This window comes from Mesorhizobium sp. WSM4846 (assembly GCF_055811415.1).
In genome coordinates this window covers 1-18318 of sequence record NZ_JBVVPZ010000041.1, presented here as the reverse complement: position 1 = coordinate 18318, position 18318 = coordinate 1, and the positions used below count along the sequence as shown (strand labels likewise).

The window sequence follows — 18318 nt, the reverse complement described above, 5'->3', positions numbered from 1 at the left end:
TGCCATTCCCAAAGCGAGTAGGCAACCACCTAGTGCGGCGAATCGGAATTCGCATCGCTTTGAGGCAGGGTAAGGACCTGTTGACATGATCGGCATGGCGCCGGCGGGCCCAGCTCAAGCCTCGCCGACCGGGGTGGTTGCGGCCATGAGAAAGCGCCGCGGCGGCACAGGCTGTTTCGAGCCAAAGCCGGCGCGGCGAAACAGCGCATCCAGCTTGTCGGCGGCCACGCCGCGAACGATGGGGATGAGATTGGATTGGCTGGCCAGGGCGTAGGCCGCAGCCGCTGTCAGCCCTTTCTCGTTCTTCAGGTCGAGGAAGTTTCGCAACCGATATTTGTCGCGCACCTGCCGTTCGTGCTTTCTGAGGGCGGCCTTGGAACCTTCCGGCAAACTGTCGATCGCCAGCAGCGCCAGATCCGCGTCGGCCAGACGCTTGAGATCCTGCGTCTTGTGCTGGCCGCTCAGCGAATCCGCGCGAACGATCGCGCCGTAGCCGCAGGACCTGATGACCTTGAAGCGCGCCCCGCAAGCAACCGCGCGCGCGTAGAGTTCATAGTCTTCGCCCAGCCGCAGGTTTTCGTCATAGCGCAGCCCATGCCGGTCCAGAAAAGCGCGGCTGATCACCGGTTTGAGGAAACCCAACTCACCTCTCTGCACACGACGACTGGAGATGTTGCCTTGGATGAAGCGCTCGAAATCGAGAAATTCCGGATCGGCCGAAAACCGCGGAGCGGTGATTTTCGAAACGTCGGTCGCCGCATCGTCCCTGATCATCATGATGTTGTCGGCAGCGAAATCCCAATCGGCGCTGGCGAACAACTCGCGATATCTGCCCTCGAGAAAAAAATCGTCGGCGTCCAGAATGCTGATGAACGGCGATTTAGAGCTGGCGATCGCGACGTTGCGGGCGAAGGAAGGACCGCCGTTGACGTCGAGCCGGATGACGGAAAGCCTGCCGCTGCCATCGTCGGCCGCCCGCGCGACTTTCGCGGTATCGTCAGTGGAGGCGTCATCGACGACGACGACTTCGGCCACCTCCGGCTCGCGCAAGGCCGATGCGATGGCAACCGGAATTGTCCGCGCCGCGTTGCGGGCGGCGATGATCACGCAGACTTCCGGTTCTGTCATCAATTCGTTCGACTGCACAAGTAGCTCCGAATTCCCCCTTTTGATGTCCAATTCAGCCCTCGTTCTCACTGACTGACCGGCTGTACGAAAAACATCGGCCGGCGCTTATGCTGCACCTGCGAAGCATCGTTAAAATCATTCGGTCCGTCCAGTCTTTCCTTTCGATGTCGTCATGGCGCAAATCGATGGGTGGTGAAATGCCCGCGGATAGACGGATCGCTTCGCACACCGTCCCTGCCCATTCTGGATGGGGGGTCAGCGCACTCGAATCGCGGATCACCAGGTCGATCGACAGAGTTTAGGCAGTGGTGGCTGAGTCAGAGGATCCGAGGCTGAAGGGGAAATCCGCAAGCCGGTTGCCAGGATGCTGTCGGGCGAGCAGTCCGCCAGGGGCCGACGCTACCTGCCGTCAGGTCAGTGGATGCTTCTCCTGGCACTGAACTTCTCGCCATCGGCCGCTTCGGTCGAACTCAGCCTTCGTTCGGCGTCGCGAATCTTATCAGCCGACGTCGGGGTATTTCTGGCAACCATGGCGAAAACGAGCAGAAAGTAGCCCAGTTGAATGACAATGGCGCAGGCTATAGCGCGAAAAAGCGTCGTGCCTAGCGAAGCACCGTCGAGATAAGACCAGGCGACCACGATCGCCAGCGAGAAAATCATGCCAATAATGAATTTTGGTAGCGACATACCCGACAGCCCGTCAACCTGCTCGGGCGAAAATCGATGATTGACCACCCCGAGCCTCCCTTCGCCATGCGAGCTTGTTGAGGCCACCCGCTTTTTTAGCCGGTTGCTTCCGGCCTTCCCACGCTGTCCATACTCTGAGAGAAACAATTTGCAACTCTATTAAGGTGTGCAATAGCGGGCAAGGCCAACCGCAAATTATTTTGGATAAGTTCGGGGGATCGACTCTACCATGCTGCAATGCACACCTGGTATCACGACCAATCACCCGGTATGGACTCACTTCAGTAATAGCCACAATATTAGTCAGTATTTTACTTTAATAGCGTTCTATATTTTACAAAGCCACAGCGCGATATTTCTCAACCACGCGGCACAAAGAGCGATACGCCCAAAATCAGCCCTAAAAAGGCACTAAATTTTCCAAGGTTGCCCATAATTGGTCACGAACGCGCCACAAAAAGCCAAAATTTGCGCATGATCGGTTCATTATTTAATCAATGCATGACGTGATTATTTCAGGCGCTCAAGGAATTGTGTGTTGCGATGCAGCATTTTTTTGATATCGTGCGGCAAACCATCCGTTCAACGTATGGAGTTTACGCATGAGGGACGTAGCCAAGCCGGCCGACGCGAATTTTCCGCAGGCCGGTATCGACTTTCCACCAATCGGCGGCCTGCTTAAACGCAGCTTCGATATCGCCGGTTCACTGATTGGCCTGGTTGCTCTCAGTCCGCTGTTTGTGATGGTCGCGCTGCTTGTCAAGTTTTCCGACGGCGGGCCGATTTTCTATGGTCACAGCCGGATCGGGCGGGGAGGACGGATTTTCCCGTGTCTCAAGTTTCGCACTATGGTACAGAATGGCGAACAGGTGCTGGCGGCATACCTTGCCGCCAACCCGGAAGCCAAGGCCGAATGGATAGCCACCCGCAAGCTCAAGAACGATCCACGCGTCACGCGTGTCGGGGCCGTGCTGAGGAAGCTCAGCCTCGATGAACTGCCGCAGATCATCAATATCCTTCAGGGTGACATGAGCCTTGTCGGTCCTCGCCCGGTGGTGCGCGACGAGCTCGAAATCTATGGCAGTTCGGCCGTCTATTACCTGAAATCGCGCCCTGGCCTGACCGGGCTCTGGCAGGTCAGCGGCCGCAATGACGTTTCCTATGACAGCCGCGTCGCATTCGATCGCCACTATGTCGAGAACTGGTCGCTGTTCGAGGACATTCGCATTATCATCAAGACCGTGCCTGCCGTCTGGATGTCGCGGGGCTGCTATTGACGGGCGGGGAGCCGGTTGTGTGCGGAGGAGTGACTGTCCCGGCGCCAAGCATTCTGCAGCAAGCTTCATCGGGCCGGGCTAAAGCGAATCGGAAAACGTACAGTTGAAAACAAACATCTTCGACATCTCCTGGGCCGGCACGGTTGGCAATCGCATGCGACGGATGCGGCTTATGACCACTTGCCTCGCGCTGGCGCTCGCCGTTCCCCAACTCGCCGCGGCCGACGAGTACCGGCTTGGATCCCAGGACAAGCTGACCATCCGCGTGGCCGAATGGCAGACCGTTGAAGGCACGTTCCGCGACTGGACGGCCGTCAACGGAGAATACACGGTCGGTCCGTCTGGAACATTGTCCGTGCCGTTCGCCGGCGAAATGCCGGCATCCGGCAAGACCACATCCGAGATCGCGGCAGCGATCAGCCAGGCGCTCCAGCGCAAGCTCGCTCTGGCGGACCGGCCGGAAGCCTCCGTCGAAATGGCGCAGTACAGGCCGTTCTACATTTCCGGGGAGGTCCAGACGCCGGGCCAGTACCCCTACGTGCCCGGCCTGACCGTCCTGAGGGCGATGAGCATCGCCGGCGGCGTCCGGCGGGCCCCCGAAGGACAGCGGTACGCCCGCGACATAATCAACGCCAAGGGCGAGTTTGACGTTCTCCAGGACCAACGGGTCCGACTGATCGTTCGGCGCGCGCGCATCGAAGCGCAGATCGCCGACAAGCCGACATTCGACGTGCCGAAGGAGGTGGCCGAGGATCCGAAGCTGGCAAGCATCGTTGCCGACGAGATGGCGATCCTGACGGCCGATCAAAAGAATCTCAAACTGCGCCTTCAGGCACTCGACGATTTGAAGAAGCTATTGCAGAGCGAGATCGATTCGCTGCAGAAAAAGATCGTCAACCAGCAGCGGCAGGTCGACCTAGCAAAGGAACAGCTCAGCGGCATCGGTTCGCTTGCGCAAAAGGGCCTTGTCGTCAACACTCGGGTTCTGACTTCGCAGCAAACGATCGCCGACCTGGAAGGAAAAATCCTGGATTACGAAACGGCTATCCTCACCGCCAGGCAGTCGATCAGCAAGGCCGACCAGGACGCCATCGACCTGGAGAACACCCAGAATGCGGATCTCGCCACCGGCCGGCAACAGGCAGAAGCCGATCTCAGCGAAACAATGCTCAAGATGAACATGCACACCGGCCTGATGGCCGAAGCCATGTCGGGGAGCCCGGCGCTACAACGCTATCGCGACGGCGAAGAGCCAACGATGTCGTTTGGCCTGGTTCGGGTTGTCGACGGCAAGACCAGCGAAATCGCTGCCAGCGAAGATACGCCCGTGCTGCCTGGGGACGTGATCAAGGTGAAGCTGGTGCCAATGGCAAGCCAGTAGGCATTGGAGCGATCGGCCGATCCGACCGCGCCGTACAGATTCGATCTGCAAGGAGTTCGACCCGGACGAGTTCGACCTTGAACTCGTCGACACTGTGCTCGCCGCCCCGACAAGCTGGCCTACCGCCAACTCGGGACGTGAGTAATTGCAGCGCAAGGAGATGTTGTGCTTTAGTTGCAACTTAAATCCGAGGAGGACTTTGTCGTGCACAGTGAAAGGGACGAAATCGTCAGTCGAGAAAGAGAATTTCACAATCTCAGATTCAGTCAGGAGGAGGATCCAAGAGGAAGCCTGGACAAGTGGTATCGAACAATTCGTCACGGCGCTGAACGTCAAGACGAGCAGATAAAACGGCTTTCGAAAAACGCAGACGTGCTCGAGTACGGTTGCTCCGATGGGGGGTGGTCTCTGCATTCCCTGCACCTGCCCGATCTTTGCCGATCTCTGACGGGGATTGATATTTCGGATGTAGCAGTAAACAAGGCGAACGAACGGGCGAGCACGCTTGGAAGCACGAACGCTACATTCCTGGCGATGAATGCGGAAGCCATGTCGTTCGAGGACAACAAGTTCGACCTGGTGTATGGACGCGGGATCATCCATCACCTGGACCTGGACCGGTGTTTTTCCGATGTGGTCCGTGTCCTGAAGCCGAACGGCGTGGCGTCCTTCTACGAGCCGATGGGACACAATCCGCTCCTGAATGCCTACAGAAATCGGACACCCCTCATCCGCACCGCTGATGAACATCCCTTGCTAATTTCGGACTTCGCTTTGGCCCGCCGCTATTTCAGCAATGTCCAGGTGGACTATTTCGGCCTGTGCTCCGTAGGAAGCGCGCTGATGCCGCGGACCATCTCGGAGACCGTCTACAAAGTTGGCAAAGCTGTCGATTCAGTAGTTTTGACGCTTCCCTTTGTGAAGCGGTTCGCATGGTATGCGCTCCTGACCCTCAGGGCCTGATCAATAGGCAGCAAACCCAACTCGGGCGAGGCTCGCCTGCTGCCTGTGAGAGGAAATGATTGCTTGGCCTTGGCGTTGTCAGGCGGCGTTTTTGTGCGCGGCACCAAAAATCAGGGCAATATTTTAGCCCTTTGCTTAGCGCCCCGCAGTTTCTGGTTCCGCGAGGTCGGCCGCGGTCCATCGGGGACGGGCGACGTGCACCCTGACCAGCCTGAAGTAGCTGTAATACAGGAGGAAGGAGCCCATGATGTAGGGGTTGAAGGTGTCGATCTCAACGAAGGACCGGATGAGCAGAAGCACCATCACGCCGCCAAGAATCACCGACTCGGCTTGCCATGTCCTGAATATCAGGGCCGATATATGGCCCCATAGCGTGCGCACGATGATCAGCGAAATCAGCATCGCCCCGACATAACCCAGCTCGACGAGGGCTTCGATATAGGTGTTGTGGAAGTGGAAGCCGCTTCGGGTGGTGATGTAGAATTCGTTCCAAAGCCGCTCGGCCTCGGCGAACCCCTGCACCCAATAGGCCGCGTAGCCGACGCCGAGGATCGGCGCCTGCTGCGCCGCTTCCCAGCCCTGCTCCCAGAGATAGGTCCGTCCGGTGAGCGTGGAATCCTTTCCGAAGGCGCCAAGGACGAAATCCAGAAGTCCTGCAAAGGCAACCGCGGTGACCACGACCAGCCCGCATGCGCCGACAACGAAAATCACCCGTCGGTAGCGGAGTGGAAGCTTCTTGGCCATGGCAAGCAGAGCCACCAGAGCGAGAACTGCCGGTATCGAAGCCGTCGAGGTGGCGGAATGCGCCATGATCAGAAGATAGGCCGATAGGACGAAGATGGGCGCCGTCAGGATAAAGCTTATCCGGCCGCGCCTGAGAAAGACCAGGAAGACAATGCAAAAATAGATGCCAAGGGAGGCGACAAAGCCGAGTTGGTTCTTGGAGCTGAATGCGCCGACGAAATTGTACGTCCCGTCGAGCATATCATAGGAATATCCCCCGACCTTGAGTGAATAGAGCAGGACGACAAAAATCCCGATCAGTGAGCCTATCGTCAACGTCCGGACGCTGACGGTGCGCGCGGCGATGTAGGCGCAGGCGATATGGGAGCAATACTGGATTGACGTCCTCAACGTGATGCCGGGGGCGTCCGACCAGAACACCGAGAGGCAGACATAGAATGCAAACGCCAACGGCAGCCACGCGCTGGAGGCATGTCGCAACAGCCGCCGGTAGTCTACCAGAACCAGGGGAAGCCAGACCGCATAATAGGCCAGGATCAGGATCGGGCCGAAAACCGAGGAGTAGGAGAACGCCCAAATGGAGATGGCAACAGCAAATGCGCCGTAGACCGTGCTCTTCTCCGGGTCGACCAACAGAGATTTTGGAATCTTCATCTCGGTAGCGAATTCCCGTCCATGCAGTTCAATGCCGATTCGCCGCCGCGCCATGCGCGAACGCTTCCTATTGTGCAGTGCAATATAACCCATCCCCCGCAGCGTGTCACCCAAATGAGGCAAAAACAGTCCCAAGGCGCCCCGGGACGGCGGCAAAAGGCCACGACAGACGGTGCGTGCGGCAAGAACCGAACATCCCGGCGCAGGGCTGGGCATCGCTTTCGGCGCCGTCAAAAACCATCGGCGCCGCATTTAACGAGAGGCTCGGCATCACCACCGCGCGGAACTGTTTTTGCAGTTCTTTCAGCACCGGACCGAAAAATAGCAGTCGGCATTCGTTGCAATGAATGAGGCCCTCCGCGTACGCTATCTCGGGGACCACCAGACGATGGCCACACCAACAATTGGCAGGCGCTGGTCGTCCCAGATCTGCTGGGTTGGAGCAAATGGATGGACAAACCTCGAATCTTCCTGGGCTCGTCGGGGAAGCAGAAAAAACTGCTGCAGGCGCTGACACGCGGTCTTGAAGACATCGCGCATGTGGAACCCTGGACGACGTCCTTCAATCCGGGGACAACCACCCTGGGGCGCCTCCTCGAGCTTACGCGTGAAGTCGACTTCGCCGCTTTCGTCTTCGCCCAGGACGACTGGACCAGTGTAAGCCTGCCAGCATCATCTGCTCCTGTATCCGCTCAAGCTTCTCCGCGAGACAATGTCGTCTTCGAAGCCGGCCTTTTCGGCGGAGTCCTTGGAATGCGCCGAACGTTTATCCTTCATGCCAACGGTTCCAAGCTTCCAAGCGATCTCCTGGGCCTGACGTCCGTGAGGTATGGCGACGCGACGACCGCCGCGGAGATGAGAGCGGTCAACCAAAAGCTGCGAAAAGCTGTTGAGAATGAAGGCCGCGTCGCCCGAATAGAGGGCCTTTGGTGGCAGTTTTCCCTGTCGGAGCGGACCGCAAAGGAACCTTCCGCCGTGAGCCTCCTGCGTATCGCGCGAGACCGCGACGGTGCGTTGGAGTTGGCCGGCCGCTCATGGCAAGAGAATGGCAGTCTGTCAGCCAGATACTGGAGCGAGGCGGTAAAGGAGAGAAAGGAGCCTGCCGGCATCTTCTACTTCTGGAATGGAGAACGGCCCTTGGATGCGAACGCGTCGCAGTTGTACGGGACGGGGGAGATCCGGCTGGAGTCCGCCGATCGCGCGTCCGGGTACTTTACCACACGCGCCGACACGCAGCCAAAACTGAACGCGCGCACCTCAGGAATCTACTTGCGCGCCGAACCGGAGGACTTGAGCATCCTGGACGGGCGGGACAACCAGCGACGAGTGGAGTTGATCGCGGAGCGGCTGAGCCATTGGAAGTCGATCAAGAACGTTTGAACGGCGCCGATGGGAGTCGCTCGGACGGGCCTGGCGCCTCGCCGCGACCGCAGCTCAGTATCTTATGGAGAGGCCAAGAGCGGCTCTCAACCGCCTGCTTCTGGCCCGCCATGAAACCTGTTCGAGGCTCCAGTCCCCGGCTTGAACTTCTCCGCCGTTGACTTCACATTCTCCGCTGGCGGTGTCGCCAGCGCCCGTCGGGACGGGCAAATGAGGGAGACCATATGCCAACGAGTTTTGCGGGACGGTTTGCCGGACGATCGGCCGTGGTCACCGGTGGCGCCTCAGGCATCGGCCTAGCCGTCGCGCAACGAATCGTTGAAGAGGGCGGGCGCGTTTGCGTCTGGGATCGCAACTCCACCCAGATCGAGCAGGCCAAGGCTGTCATCGCCGACTTGCACGGCGTGACCGTCGACGTCGCCGATCCTGTAGCGGTCGCACAGGCCGCCCGGCAGACGATCGAAGCCCTTGGCGCGGTCGATATCCTGGTCACCAGCGCGGCCATCACCGGACCGAACATGACGACCTGGGACTATTCGGTGGAGGATTGGCACCAGGTCATCGACATCAACATCAACGGCGTCTTCTACTGCAACAAGGCGCTGGTTCCGCACATGCTCGAGCGCAATTACGGCAGGATCGTCAACATCGCTTCGATCGCCGGCAAGGAGGGAAACCCGAATGCCTCTGCCTACAGCACCTCCAAGGCGGCGGTGATCGGCCTGACCAAGTCGCTGGGCAAGGAACTGGCGAAGACCAAGGTGACGGTGAACTGCGTCACGCCGGCAGCGGTGCGCACCGCGATCTTCCAGCAGATGAGCCAGCAGCACATCAATTTCATGCTGTCGAAAATACCAATGGCGCGGTTTGGCGAGGTCGAGGAGGTGGCGGCGCTGATCTCGTGGATCGCTTCCGAGGAATGTTCCTTCACGACGGCTGCCGTTTTCGACGTTTCCGGCGGCCGGGCCACCTATTGAAGCAACTCGAACGATTTGCAACCGCCGGACTGGAGTTTACGTCGTTTGCTTAGGGTCGAACCTCCACTGTCCGACGAAGAATTGCTCGACCGCTTCCAGCGCGCCGCCTTCGGCTATTTTCTGGAAACCGTGAATGCGGAAAACGGACTGGTTGCCGACACGTCGCGGCCAAATTGGCCGGCAAGCATCGCGGTCGTCGGCTTCGCCCTTTCCTGCTATCCGGTCGGGGTCGAGCGCGGCTGGATAGCGCGAGACGCAGCCGTGAAGCTGACGCTTGCCGCACTGCGTTTCTTCTGGAACAGCCGGCAAGGCGATGGCGACGACGTCACCGGCCACAAAGGCTTTTACTACCATTTCCTCGACATGTGGACCGGCCTGCGCGCCTGGCGATGCGAGTTGTCGGTGGTTGACACGGCGCTGCTGATGGCCGGCGTGCTCACGGCTGGCGCCTATTTCGCAGGCGACACTGACGACGAAACCGAAATCCGCGAGCTGGCGGAAATGCTCTACCGACGCGTCGACTGGCGATGGATTCAAGGCAGCAGACCGACCTTGCGACAGGGCTGGAAGCCGAAGAGCGGTTTTCTGCGTTATGGCTGGGAAGGCTACAACGAAGCGACGATCCTTTACGTGCTGGCAATGGCCGCCCCCGACAGGCCAGCCTCGGACGACAGCTATGCCGGCTGGACGGCGACATATCAGTGGGAAAACATCTACGGCTACGACGTGCTCTATGGCGGCCCGCTGTTCATGCACCAGTTCTCACATGCCTGGATCGACTTCGATGGCATCCGCGACGCGTTCATGCGGGACAAGAACTCGGACTATTTCGAAAACAGCCGCCGCGCGACCTACCTTCACCGGGATTATGCGCGGCACAACCCCTCTGGCTACGACGGCTACGGCGAAGCACTTTGGGGACTTTCGGCGGGTGACGGACCCGGCAAATTCCGCGCGCGGATCGAGCGGCGGCCGCGCAAATTTTCCGGCTATGCGGCGCGCGGCGCACCGTTCGGCCCCGATGACGGAACGATCGCGCCGTGGTCGTATCTCGCATCGCTGCCCTTCGCGCCTGAAATCTGCCTGCCGGCACTGCGCCACCTCAGGGAACGCCACCCTGAGGTGGTCGACAGTTTCAGGATGCCGAGCGGCTTCAACCCGACGCTGGCGAACCGGCGGAAGTTCGGGCCGAGCGGCTGGATATCGGATGCGCGCTATGGACTGGACCAAGGCATCGTCGTGCTGATGATTGAAAACCACCGCTCGCGGCTGATCTGGGACCTGATGCGGTCGAGCCCGCATATCCGTCGCGGCCTGTGCAAGGCCGGGTTCTCCGGCGGCTGGCTGTCGCAGCCGGCGAGCCCTCCTCGCAAGGACCCCTGCTGAATGACGGCTAAAGCGCGCCGCGTTTGACCGGCCTCCTGCGACGCGCTTTAGGTTGCTGTTTCATGCATGTGCGCGACATGCATTAGCGCCCAGTGGTGGTTGCTGTCGTTTCGGGCACGAAGACTTTCGCCTTCCCAGCAACTCGCGCTCACTGGGAAGGCCGTTCGATTTCGTCTGGCTTGATTTACTTAGCCGACGAACGTGTAGGCGGTCTTTACCGTAGTGTAGAATTCCGCTGCGTAGCGGCCTTGCTCGCGCGGGCCGTAGCTCGATCCCTTGCGTCCGCCGAAAGGCACATGGAAGTCGACGCCCGCCGTCGGCAGATTGACCATCACCATGCCGGCCTCCGAGTTGCGCTTGAAATGCGTGGCGTGCTTGAGGCTCGACGTGCAGATGCCCGACGTCAGCCCGAACGGCGTGTCGTTGGCTACCGCCAGCGCCTCGTCATAGTCCTTGACGCGGATGACGTTGGCGACCGGACCAAAAATCTCCTCGCGTGAAATGCGCATGGCGTTGGTGGCTTGCGTGAACAGCGCCGGTTGCAGGTAGAAGCCGCGGGTTTCGCGATCGAGTCGCTCGCCGCCGAAGGCGAGATCGGCGCCTTCCTGGCGGCCGATGGCGATATAGTCTTCGTCCTGTTTCAACTGGCTCTGGTCGACGACGGGTCCGATCTGGGTTTTCGCATCGAGGGCGTCGCCGACGACCAGCTTGGCGAGGCGATCTTTCATCGCATCGACGAAGCGGTCATGGATGCCGTCCGTCACAACCAGGCGGGACGACGCCGTGCAGCGCTGGCCGGTCGAGAAATATGCGCCATTGATCGCGCAGTCGACGGCGACGGCAAGATCTGCATCGTCGAGCACGACGAGCGGGTTCTTGCCGCCCATTTCGAGCTGGTACTTGCGCATGTGCTCGACGCTGGCGGCGGCCACGCGCTTGCCGGTGCCGACCGAGCCGGTGAAGGTGATGGCATTGAGGTCAGGGCTGTCGAGCATGGCCTGGCCGACTACCGAACCCTTGCCCATGACGAGATTGAGCACACTCTTAGGCAGGCCGGCACGGTGCAATATGTCGACAATGGTCCAGGCGCTCTCCGGAACCAGCTCGGCCGGCTTGAAGACGATGGTGTTGCCGTAGGCCAGGGCAGGAGCGATCTTCCACGCCGGGATGGCGATCGGGAAATTCCACGGTGTGATGATGCCGACGACGCCGACCGCTTCGCGTGTGATCTCGACACCGACGCCGGGCCGCACGCTTGGAACCAGCTCGCCTGACAGGCGCAGCGTCTCACCAGCAAAGAAATCGAAGATCTGGGCGGCCCGCACGGTTTCGCCAATCCCCTCGACCAGCGTCTTGCCCTCCTCGCGCGCCAACGCCCGGCCGATTTCATCTTTCCGCGCGGTGATCTCGTCCGACGCCTTCCTCAGCACCGCATGGCGTGCCAGCAAGCCCGATCGGGACCACGCCGGAAACGCCGCTTTCGCCGCCGCGATGGCCTGCCGCGCCTGCTCGGCGTCGCCCGACGCATATTCGCCGACCACGTCGTCGAGATTGGAAGGGTTGATGTTGCGGGAGCCGGCATCGCCCACCCACTCGCCATCGATGAGGTTCTTTCGAAACGGGATCATGTCGCTGTCTTCCTTGTCCTTCGATTGCCGTCTATCTGGACCACCGGCTGCCACACCGCAAGGCCGCCGGAGGCAAAGTTCTGCTCCTCGACAGGCATGTGCTAAGCAGGTTTCGGAAAAGTGTTCGATGGTTTTCCGATAAAAACCTGCGACAAACACAAGCCCGGCAGGCGAAGCCCGGCAAGCCTGCTTGGGTGTCGAGGTGGTAAACCATGATTCTAGTGCGGCGCGACGCGGATCGCGCCAGGAGGAGGCTGCCATGTCCGACAGCGCGTTGCCGCTGGTGATCAGCGCGCCCGAGCCACGCACGCTCGACCTGATTTTCACGCCCGAGGCACTGGCGAGATTCCGCGCCAGATACCGTATCGTCGAAACGTCGCCAGAAGGCGTCGCGGCCCTGCCACACGATGTGCTCGCCGAGGCGCGCTACATCGTCGGCCAGCCGCCGATCGCGCCGGAGACGCTGGAAAGGATGCCGGCGCTGCGCTGTGTCTTCAATGTCGAGAGCAATCTCATCAACAACATGCCGTATGAAACGCTGTTTTCGCGCGGCATCCATGTCGTCACCACCGGCATGGTGTTTGCCGAGCCGGTGGCCGAGCTCGGTCTTGCCATGGCGTTCAACCTCGCCCGCGACATCGTCGACGCCGATCTTGCGTTTCGTCAGGGCAAGGAGCTGTGGGGCGGCGAGGGTAACCGGGCGGCGCGGCTTCTCTCCGGCGCGGATGTCGGTATCATCGGCTTCGGCGATCTCGGCCGTGCGCTCAACCGGCTGCTGTCGGGCTTTCGCACGCGGACCAAGGTCTTCGATCCGTGGCTGCCGCCCTCGATCCTGATCGAGAACGGCGTCGAGCCGGCCTCCCTCGACACGGTTTTGTCGAGTAGCGATTTCGTCTTCGTCGTCGCTTCGGTGACCAGCGAAAACCAGGGTTTTCTCGGCGCTGAGGCCTTTGCCAGGATGCGCAAAGGAGCCGCCTTCATCCTGCTCAGCCGTGCCGGCGTGGTCGATTTTCCGGCGCTGATGGATGCAGTTCGCAGCGGCCATATCGTCGCCGCCAGCGATGTGTTTCCGCAAGAGCCGCTGGCGCAGGACCATCCTGTCCGCACGCTGCCCGGCTTCCTGCGCTCCGCCCACCGGGCCGGCGCGCTCGACATCGCTTTCAAGCGCATGGGCGACATGGTGCTGGAAGACATGGACCTGATCGACCGCGGCCTGCCGCCAATGCGTTCGAAGCGGGCCGAACGCGAGACCGTTTCGCGCATGCGCTCGAAGCCGGTCGACAAGAACTGAGCCGTCAGGCCCAGCGGCTGCGAGGTTTCTCAGATGGTGAACGACCAGAACAGGCAGGCGAGCGTCGCTGCGGCGAAGACGACAAAGAACAGGCTTCTCAGCAGGATATTGCGGCGCAGCTCGTTCATGAAGAGATGGCAGCCGACGACGGCCACGACAAACAGGAACCGCCAATTCAGCAGTGCCGGCAAGACATTGCTTCGATCGAAAGCCCATCTGGCGGCGAGGCCGCCAATGATGGCCGCGAACAACACGATGACTGTCCAGAAGATCGCATCCGCAGCATGTGTCAGGACGATGCCGGCGACCCTGATCGGCAGGATCATCATCAGCAGCGCGCTGAAGAAGTACACGGCCGCGAGTGGGATAAACGTCCCGGCATCGGCGACGTCGTCCAGGCGTTCTGCGCCGATCGCACCAAAGGGATAGCCATGTCTGGCCACTGCCAGGCTGAGAGCCATCAGCAAACCCGTCAATATGGCCACCAATGCGAATGAAGTGAGGGCTTTGCTCATAAGGGTCCTGCTCGGAACGAATCGAATAAGGACGTTGGTAGCCCACGGTTTGTAAATTGCTGGTAAGCGTCGCGACGCGCTTTGGACGCCCTCACTCCGCCGCGTGAAGGCGTCGCGCCTCGATGATGGTCCTGATCTCGGCGCGGCAGGAGCCGCAATTGGTGCCGGCATGCAAGGTGGCGCCGATCGCTTCGACGCTTACGCAGCCTCCGCGCACCGCTTCGGCGATCTGATGGGCGCCGACCCCGAAACAGGAGCAGACGACGGCACCGCGATCGACGCTATTGCCGCCCGGCCGCCCCGCCACGATCGCCAGTCGCCCGCGCCGATCGGCATGGTCCGCACTTAACTGCTCGACCGCCCAGCCGCGCGACACCGCGACCGGCCTGGGCGCAAGATAGAGCGCGCCAGTCAGCCGGCTGCCCGCAAAGCGGGCGAAGCGATAGTGCCCGCCGGCGACATCATGATAGGCGAGCGTCTCGCCTGGCGCGTCCGCCCCGAAAAGCGTGGCCGCGAAACCCGGCCAGTCCCGGTCGGCTTCCAGCGCAAGCTCGAGACGCCAGCCGGCGGCGCAGCGGGCGAGGCTCCAATAGTCGGCGTCGATCGAGGCTGGCCGTTCGGCAAGCACCGCGAAGCCGAACGCGACGGCAGCGAAGCGTTCCACCCGGGCGGCAACATTCTTCGAGGCCGGCTGTCCTGAAATCGGATCGGTGATGGGCGCCACCAGCGCATCGACACGAGCCCGCGCGGAAAACTGGTCCGTCCAATGCATCGGCACGAAGACCGAGCCTGGCCGCTGCCGCGCCGTCACCAGCGCACGAAGCAGCACCTCGCCATGCTCGGTTGAGACGCGGACGATGTCGGCATCGCCGATGCCGAAGTGCTGCGCGTCCGCCGGGTGGATTTCGGCGAACGGCTCGGCCAGGTGCTGCGACAGCCGCTGGCTTTTTCCCGTCCGCGTCATGGTGTGCCAGTGGTCGCGAACCCGCCCGGTGTTGAGCACCAGCGGGAATTTTTCGTTCGTGCGGATTTGCGGAACTGGACGGATCGGGATGAAGCGCGCCTTGCCGTCGGGTGTGTAGAAATTGCCGTTGGCGAAGAAGCGGGTGCTGGCTGAGCTATGTCCAGCTTGAACACCCCCCTCTGGCCTGGCGGCCATCTCCCCCTCAAGGGGGGAGATTGGCAGTTCCACCGACGGCGCTCTTTCTGCGACGTTCACAAATAGTGAAGGCCACGATGACGGCTGATCTCCCCGCCTGGGGGGGAGATGGCCGGCAGGCCAGAGGGGGGTGCCTTGGCTCGGCGCCGGCCATTGGAATGGCGCCAACTCCTCATAGGTCTCTGCATCGACCCCGGCATACGCACCGATGTCGAAATCGCGGGCGCCGTCATTCTCGAACGCCGACAGCGCGGCGTGCTCGGCGAAGATATCGGCTGGCCACGGATGCGAAAACGCTTCGTCAAAACCCATCCGCTTGGCGACTTCGGCGACGATCCACCAGTCGGCCCTTGCCTCTCCGGGCGTGGCCAAAAAGGCGCGCTGGCGCGAGATGCGGCGCTCCGAATTGGTGACCGAGCCGTCCTTCTCGCCCCATGCGGCGGCGGGCAGCCGGACGTGGGCGTGGCGGACCGTGTCTGTCTTGGCCAACACGTCCGACACCACGACAAACGGGCAGGCCTTGATCGCCGCCTCGACGGCATCGGCGTCCGGCATCGAGTCGACCGGGTTGGTAGCCATGATCCACAGCGCCTTGATGCGCCCATCGGCTACCGCCTGAAACATCTCGACCGCCTTCAGGCCGGGCTTTTCGGCGACGGCCGGCGCACTCCAGAACCGCTGCACGCGATCGCGGTGCTCGGGGTTTTCGATCTCCATATGGGCGGCCAGCATGTTGGCCAGGCCGCCGACCTCCCGACCGCCCATGGCGTTGGGCTGGCCGGTCACCGAAAACGGTCCGGCGCCGGGCTTGCCGATGCGGCCGGTAGCGAGATGACAGTTGATGATGGCGTTGACCTTGTCGGTGCCCGAGGACGACTGGTTCACGCCCTGGCTGTAGACGGTCACCGTATTCGCCGTCGCGGCGAACAGGCTGTAGAAGCGGACAAGTTCGTCCTCGCCGAGGCCCGTGGCAGCGGCAACGCCGGCAAGGTCGAGCGCGGAGGCGGCAAAAAGGGCTTGCCCGAAGCCGGTCGTGTGCGCCGTGATATAGGTGCGGTCCAGCGCGTTGTGCTGGCCGAGATAGGCGAGCAGCCCTGTGAACAGCGCGACGTCGCCATCCGCCGCGATCGCCAGGTGCATGTCGGCAATATCGGCGGTCATCGTGCGGCGTGGGTCGACCAGCACCACCTTCATGTCGGGCCGTTTTTCCCGGGCAGCGGCAATGCGCTGGTAGAGCACCGGATGGCACCAGGCGAGATTGGAGCCGACCAGCACGATCAGATCGGCGAGTTCCAGATCCTCGTAGCTGCCCGGCACCGTGTCAGAGCCGAAGGCGCGGCGGTGGCCGGCAACCGACGAGGCCATGCACAGGCGCGAATTGGTATCGATATTGGCCGAGCCGATAAAGCCTTTCATCAGCTTGTTGGCGACATAATAATCCTCGGTCAGCAACTGACCGGAGACGTAGAAGGCGACCGCGTCGCGACCGTGCTCGGCGATGGTCCGCGAAAAAGTCGAGGCGACGAGGTCGAGCGCTTCGTCCCAGTCCGTGCGGCGACCGTGGATCTCCGGATAGAGCAGCCGTCCGTCTAGGTCGATCGTCTCGGCCAGCGCTGAGCCCTTGGAACAGAGCCGGCCGAAATTCGCCGGATGGTCAGGGTCGCCGCGAACGGTTACCTCTCCGTTCGCGGCGACCTTCGCCAGCACGCCGCAGCCCACCCCGCAATAGGGGCAGGTGGTCCTCACCTCGCTCGCTTCGTCGATCTTCATGCTCAAGCCGCGCGACTGGCCAGCGCTTCCAGCGCAATGAACAGGCGCTCGCCCTCGATCCGCACCGGAATGGTGCGCACCGCACCTTCGTCAGCGCCAAGCGCCTTGCCGGTTTCCAGCGAGATCACCCAATTGTGCAGAGGACAGGTCACCGCCGCGCCATGGACGATCCCCTGCGAGAGCGGTCCACCCTTATGCGGGCAATGATCCTCTATGGCGAAGACCTGATCGTCAGCGGTGCGGAAGACGGCGATCTTGCCTTGAGGCGTGGCGACGCAGCGCGCGCCGCGGCGCGGAATGTCTGAGAGCGTGCCGACAGCAATCCAGTTCATCATCATCACTCCGCCGCCTGCGCGAAGCCGACCGAAGCCATCGGCCGGAATTCGTGCTTGTCCTTGCCGGAAACGCGCTCCGACCAGGGGTCGACCTGCGCGAATTTCTGCGAAAAGACAAAGCGGTCGAAATAGGCCTTGCGCTTCTCGCCATCGTCCATGATCTGGCGCTTGATCTCGGCGATGCCGATGCGCTTGGCCCATTTGTAGATGCGCTCGAGATAGCGGCCCTGCTCGCGATACATCTGCGTCAGCGCCACGATATGCTCCAGTGCCTCGTCCTCGGTCTTGACCAGGCCGAGCACCTCGGTGCCCTTGATATCGAGGCCGGCTGCCCCGGCGAAATGGATCTCGTAGCCTGAATCGACGCAGATCACGCCGACATCCTTGCAGGTTGCCTCGGCGCAGTTCCGCGGGCAGCCCGACACCGCCATCTTGACCTTGGCCGGCGTCCACGAGCCCCACATGAATTTCTCGATGCGGACGCCGAACCCCGTGGAATCCTGCGTGCCGAAGCGGCACCAGTCCGAACCGACGCAGGTCTTTACCGTGCGCAGTCCCTTGGCATAGGCGTGGCCGGAGACGAAGCCGGCCTGACCGAGATCGGCCCACACCGCCGGCAGATCCTCCTTGCGGATGCCGAGCATGTCGATGCGCTGGCCACCGGTGACCTTGACCATTGGAATTTCGAATTTGTCGACGACGTCGGCAATGGCGCGCAGTTCGGCGGCATTGGTGACGCCGCCCCACATGCGCGGCACCACCGAATAGGTGCCGTCCTTCTGGATATTGGCGTGTACGCGTTCGTTGATGAAGCGCGACTGGTAGTCGTCGGCATACTCATCCGGCCAGTCGCAGACGAGATAGTAATTGAGCGCCGGCCGGCATTTGGCACAGCCGCAGGAGGTGGTCCATTCCAGTTCCTGCATGACGGCGGGAATGGTCTTCAGGCCCTTGGCCTTGATCAGCCGGCCCACACCGCCGGCAGATCCTCCTTGCGGATGCCGAGCATGTCGATGCGCTGGCCACCGGTGACCTTGACCATT

15 protein-coding genes and 1 pseudogene are annotated in these 18318 nt (G+C 61.5%); 7 read left to right on the top strand and 9 right to left on the bottom strand.

Annotation, left to right across the window (positions count from 1 at the left end):
- Nucleotides 1–114: 114 nt before the first annotated feature.
- Nucleotides 115–1128 carry a glycosyltransferase family 2 protein gene (locus AC0L15_RS26285; RefSeq protein ID WP_287246647.1) on the bottom strand — a complete coding sequence of 338 codons (1014 nt, stop codon included), beginning with the start codon at nt 1126–1128 and terminating at the stop codon, nt 115–117.
- A gap of 414 nt (nt 1129–1542) precedes the next feature.
- On the bottom strand, nt 1543–1863 hold the full coding sequence (locus AC0L15_RS26280; RefSeq protein WP_287246648.1) for an exopolysaccharide production repressor exox: 321 nt from the start codon (nt 1861–1863) through the stop codon (nt 1543–1545).
- A gap of 554 nt (nt 1864–2417) precedes the next feature.
- On the opposite strand from AC0L15_RS26280, the gene AC0L15_RS26275 reads away from it, so the two are divergent.
- The 3 genes from AC0L15_RS26275 (at nt 2418) to AC0L15_RS26265 (ending at nt 5436) form a co-directional block, all read left to right on the top strand.
- A complete protein-coding gene (locus AC0L15_RS26275) occupies nt 2418–3092 on the top strand; it encodes a sugar transferase (RefSeq protein WP_023796749.1) in 675 nt (224 codons plus the stop codon).
- 172 nt (nt 3093–3264) lie between these two features.
- Complete coding sequence (locus tag AC0L15_RS26270) at nt 3265–4473, top strand: polysaccharide biosynthesis/export family protein (protein ID WP_128168406.1); 1209 nt, start codon at nt 3265–3267, stop codon at nt 4471–4473.
- Between the two features lie 204 nt (nt 4474–4677).
- Nucleotides 4678–5436 carry a class I SAM-dependent methyltransferase gene (locus AC0L15_RS26265; protein ID WP_287066174.1) on the top strand — a complete coding sequence of 253 codons (759 nt, stop codon included), beginning with the start codon at nt 4678–4680 and terminating at the stop codon, nt 5434–5436.
- A 135-nt stretch (nt 5437–5571) separates the two neighbouring features.
- On the opposite strand, the gene AC0L15_RS26260 is transcribed toward AC0L15_RS26265, so the two are convergent.
- The gene (locus AC0L15_RS26260; protein WP_287305641.1) at nt 5572–6834 is read right to left on the bottom strand and encodes an O-antigen ligase family protein; all 1263 of its coding nucleotides are present in this window, start codon (nt 6832–6834) and stop codon (nt 5572–5574) included.
- Nucleotides 6835–6940: 106 nt separating this feature from the next.
- On the bottom strand, nt 6941–7216 hold the full coding sequence (locus tag AC0L15_RS26255) for a hypothetical protein (RefSeq protein WP_287246649.1): 276 nt from the start codon (nt 7214–7216) through the stop codon (nt 6941–6943).
- Nucleotides 7217–7284: 68 nt separating this feature from the next.
- Between AC0L15_RS26255 and AC0L15_RS26250 the strand changes: the two genes are divergently transcribed.
- From AC0L15_RS26250 to AC0L15_RS26240, 3 genes are all read left to right on the top strand, one after another.
- Nucleotides 7285–8214: a TIR domain-containing protein gene (locus AC0L15_RS26250; RefSeq protein ID WP_287246650.1), complete on the top strand. Its 930-nt coding sequence runs from the start codon at nt 7285–7287 to the stop codon at nt 8212–8214.
- 224 nt (nt 8215–8438) lie between these two features.
- The gene (locus AC0L15_RS26245) at nt 8439–9191 is read left to right on the top strand and encodes an SDR family NAD(P)-dependent oxidoreductase (protein ID WP_287246651.1); all 753 of its coding nucleotides are present in this window, start codon (nt 8439–8441) and stop codon (nt 9189–9191) included.
- Nucleotides 9192–9236: 45 nt separating this feature from the next.
- Nucleotides 9237–10577, top strand: coding sequence for a glucoamylase family protein (locus AC0L15_RS26240; RefSeq protein WP_287246652.1), 1341 nt, complete (start codon nt 9237–9239; stop codon nt 10575–10577).
- A gap of 188 nt (nt 10578–10765) precedes the next feature.
- Here the strand turns inward: AC0L15_RS26240 and AC0L15_RS26235 are convergent, their stop codons facing one another.
- Nucleotides 10766–12202 carry an aldehyde dehydrogenase family protein gene (locus AC0L15_RS26235; protein WP_287246956.1) on the bottom strand — a complete coding sequence of 479 codons (1437 nt, stop codon included), beginning with the start codon at nt 12200–12202 and terminating at the stop codon, nt 10766–10768.
- A 262-nt stretch (nt 12203–12464) separates the two neighbouring features.
- Between AC0L15_RS26235 and AC0L15_RS26230 the strand changes: the two genes are divergently transcribed.
- A complete protein-coding gene (locus AC0L15_RS26230; protein WP_473497578.1) occupies nt 12465–13496 on the top strand; it encodes a hydroxyacid dehydrogenase in 1032 nt (343 codons plus the stop codon).
- A 29-nt stretch (nt 13497–13525) separates the two neighbouring features.
- On the opposite strand, the gene AC0L15_RS26225 is transcribed toward AC0L15_RS26230, so the two are convergent.
- The 4 genes and pseudogenes from AC0L15_RS26225 to AC0L15_RS26210 form a co-directional block, all read right to left on the bottom strand.
- A complete protein-coding gene (locus tag AC0L15_RS26225) occupies nt 13526–14011 on the bottom strand; it encodes a hypothetical protein (RefSeq protein ID WP_287246654.1) in 486 nt (161 codons plus the stop codon).
- Between the two features lie 91 nt (nt 14012–14102).
- Nucleotides 14103–16940 (bottom strand): nitrate reductase, encoded by a 2838-nt coding sequence (locus AC0L15_RS26220; protein WP_473497576.1) that lies wholly within the window; start codon nt 16938–16940, stop codon nt 14103–14105.
- Between the two features lie 2 nt (nt 16941–16942).
- Nucleotides 16943–17278 carry a nitrite reductase small subunit NirD gene (gene nirD / locus AC0L15_RS26215; RefSeq protein ID WP_208602492.1) on the bottom strand — a complete coding sequence of 112 codons (336 nt, stop codon included), beginning with the start codon at nt 17276–17278 and terminating at the stop codon, nt 16943–16945.
- Nucleotides 17278–18249: pseudogene (locus tag AC0L15_RS26210) on the bottom strand (nitrite/sulfite reductase domain-containing protein); the annotation flags it as partial. The pseudogene AC0L15_RS26210 and the gene nirD, both read right to left, overlap by 1 nt.
- Between the last annotated feature and the right edge of the window lie 69 nt (nt 18250–18318).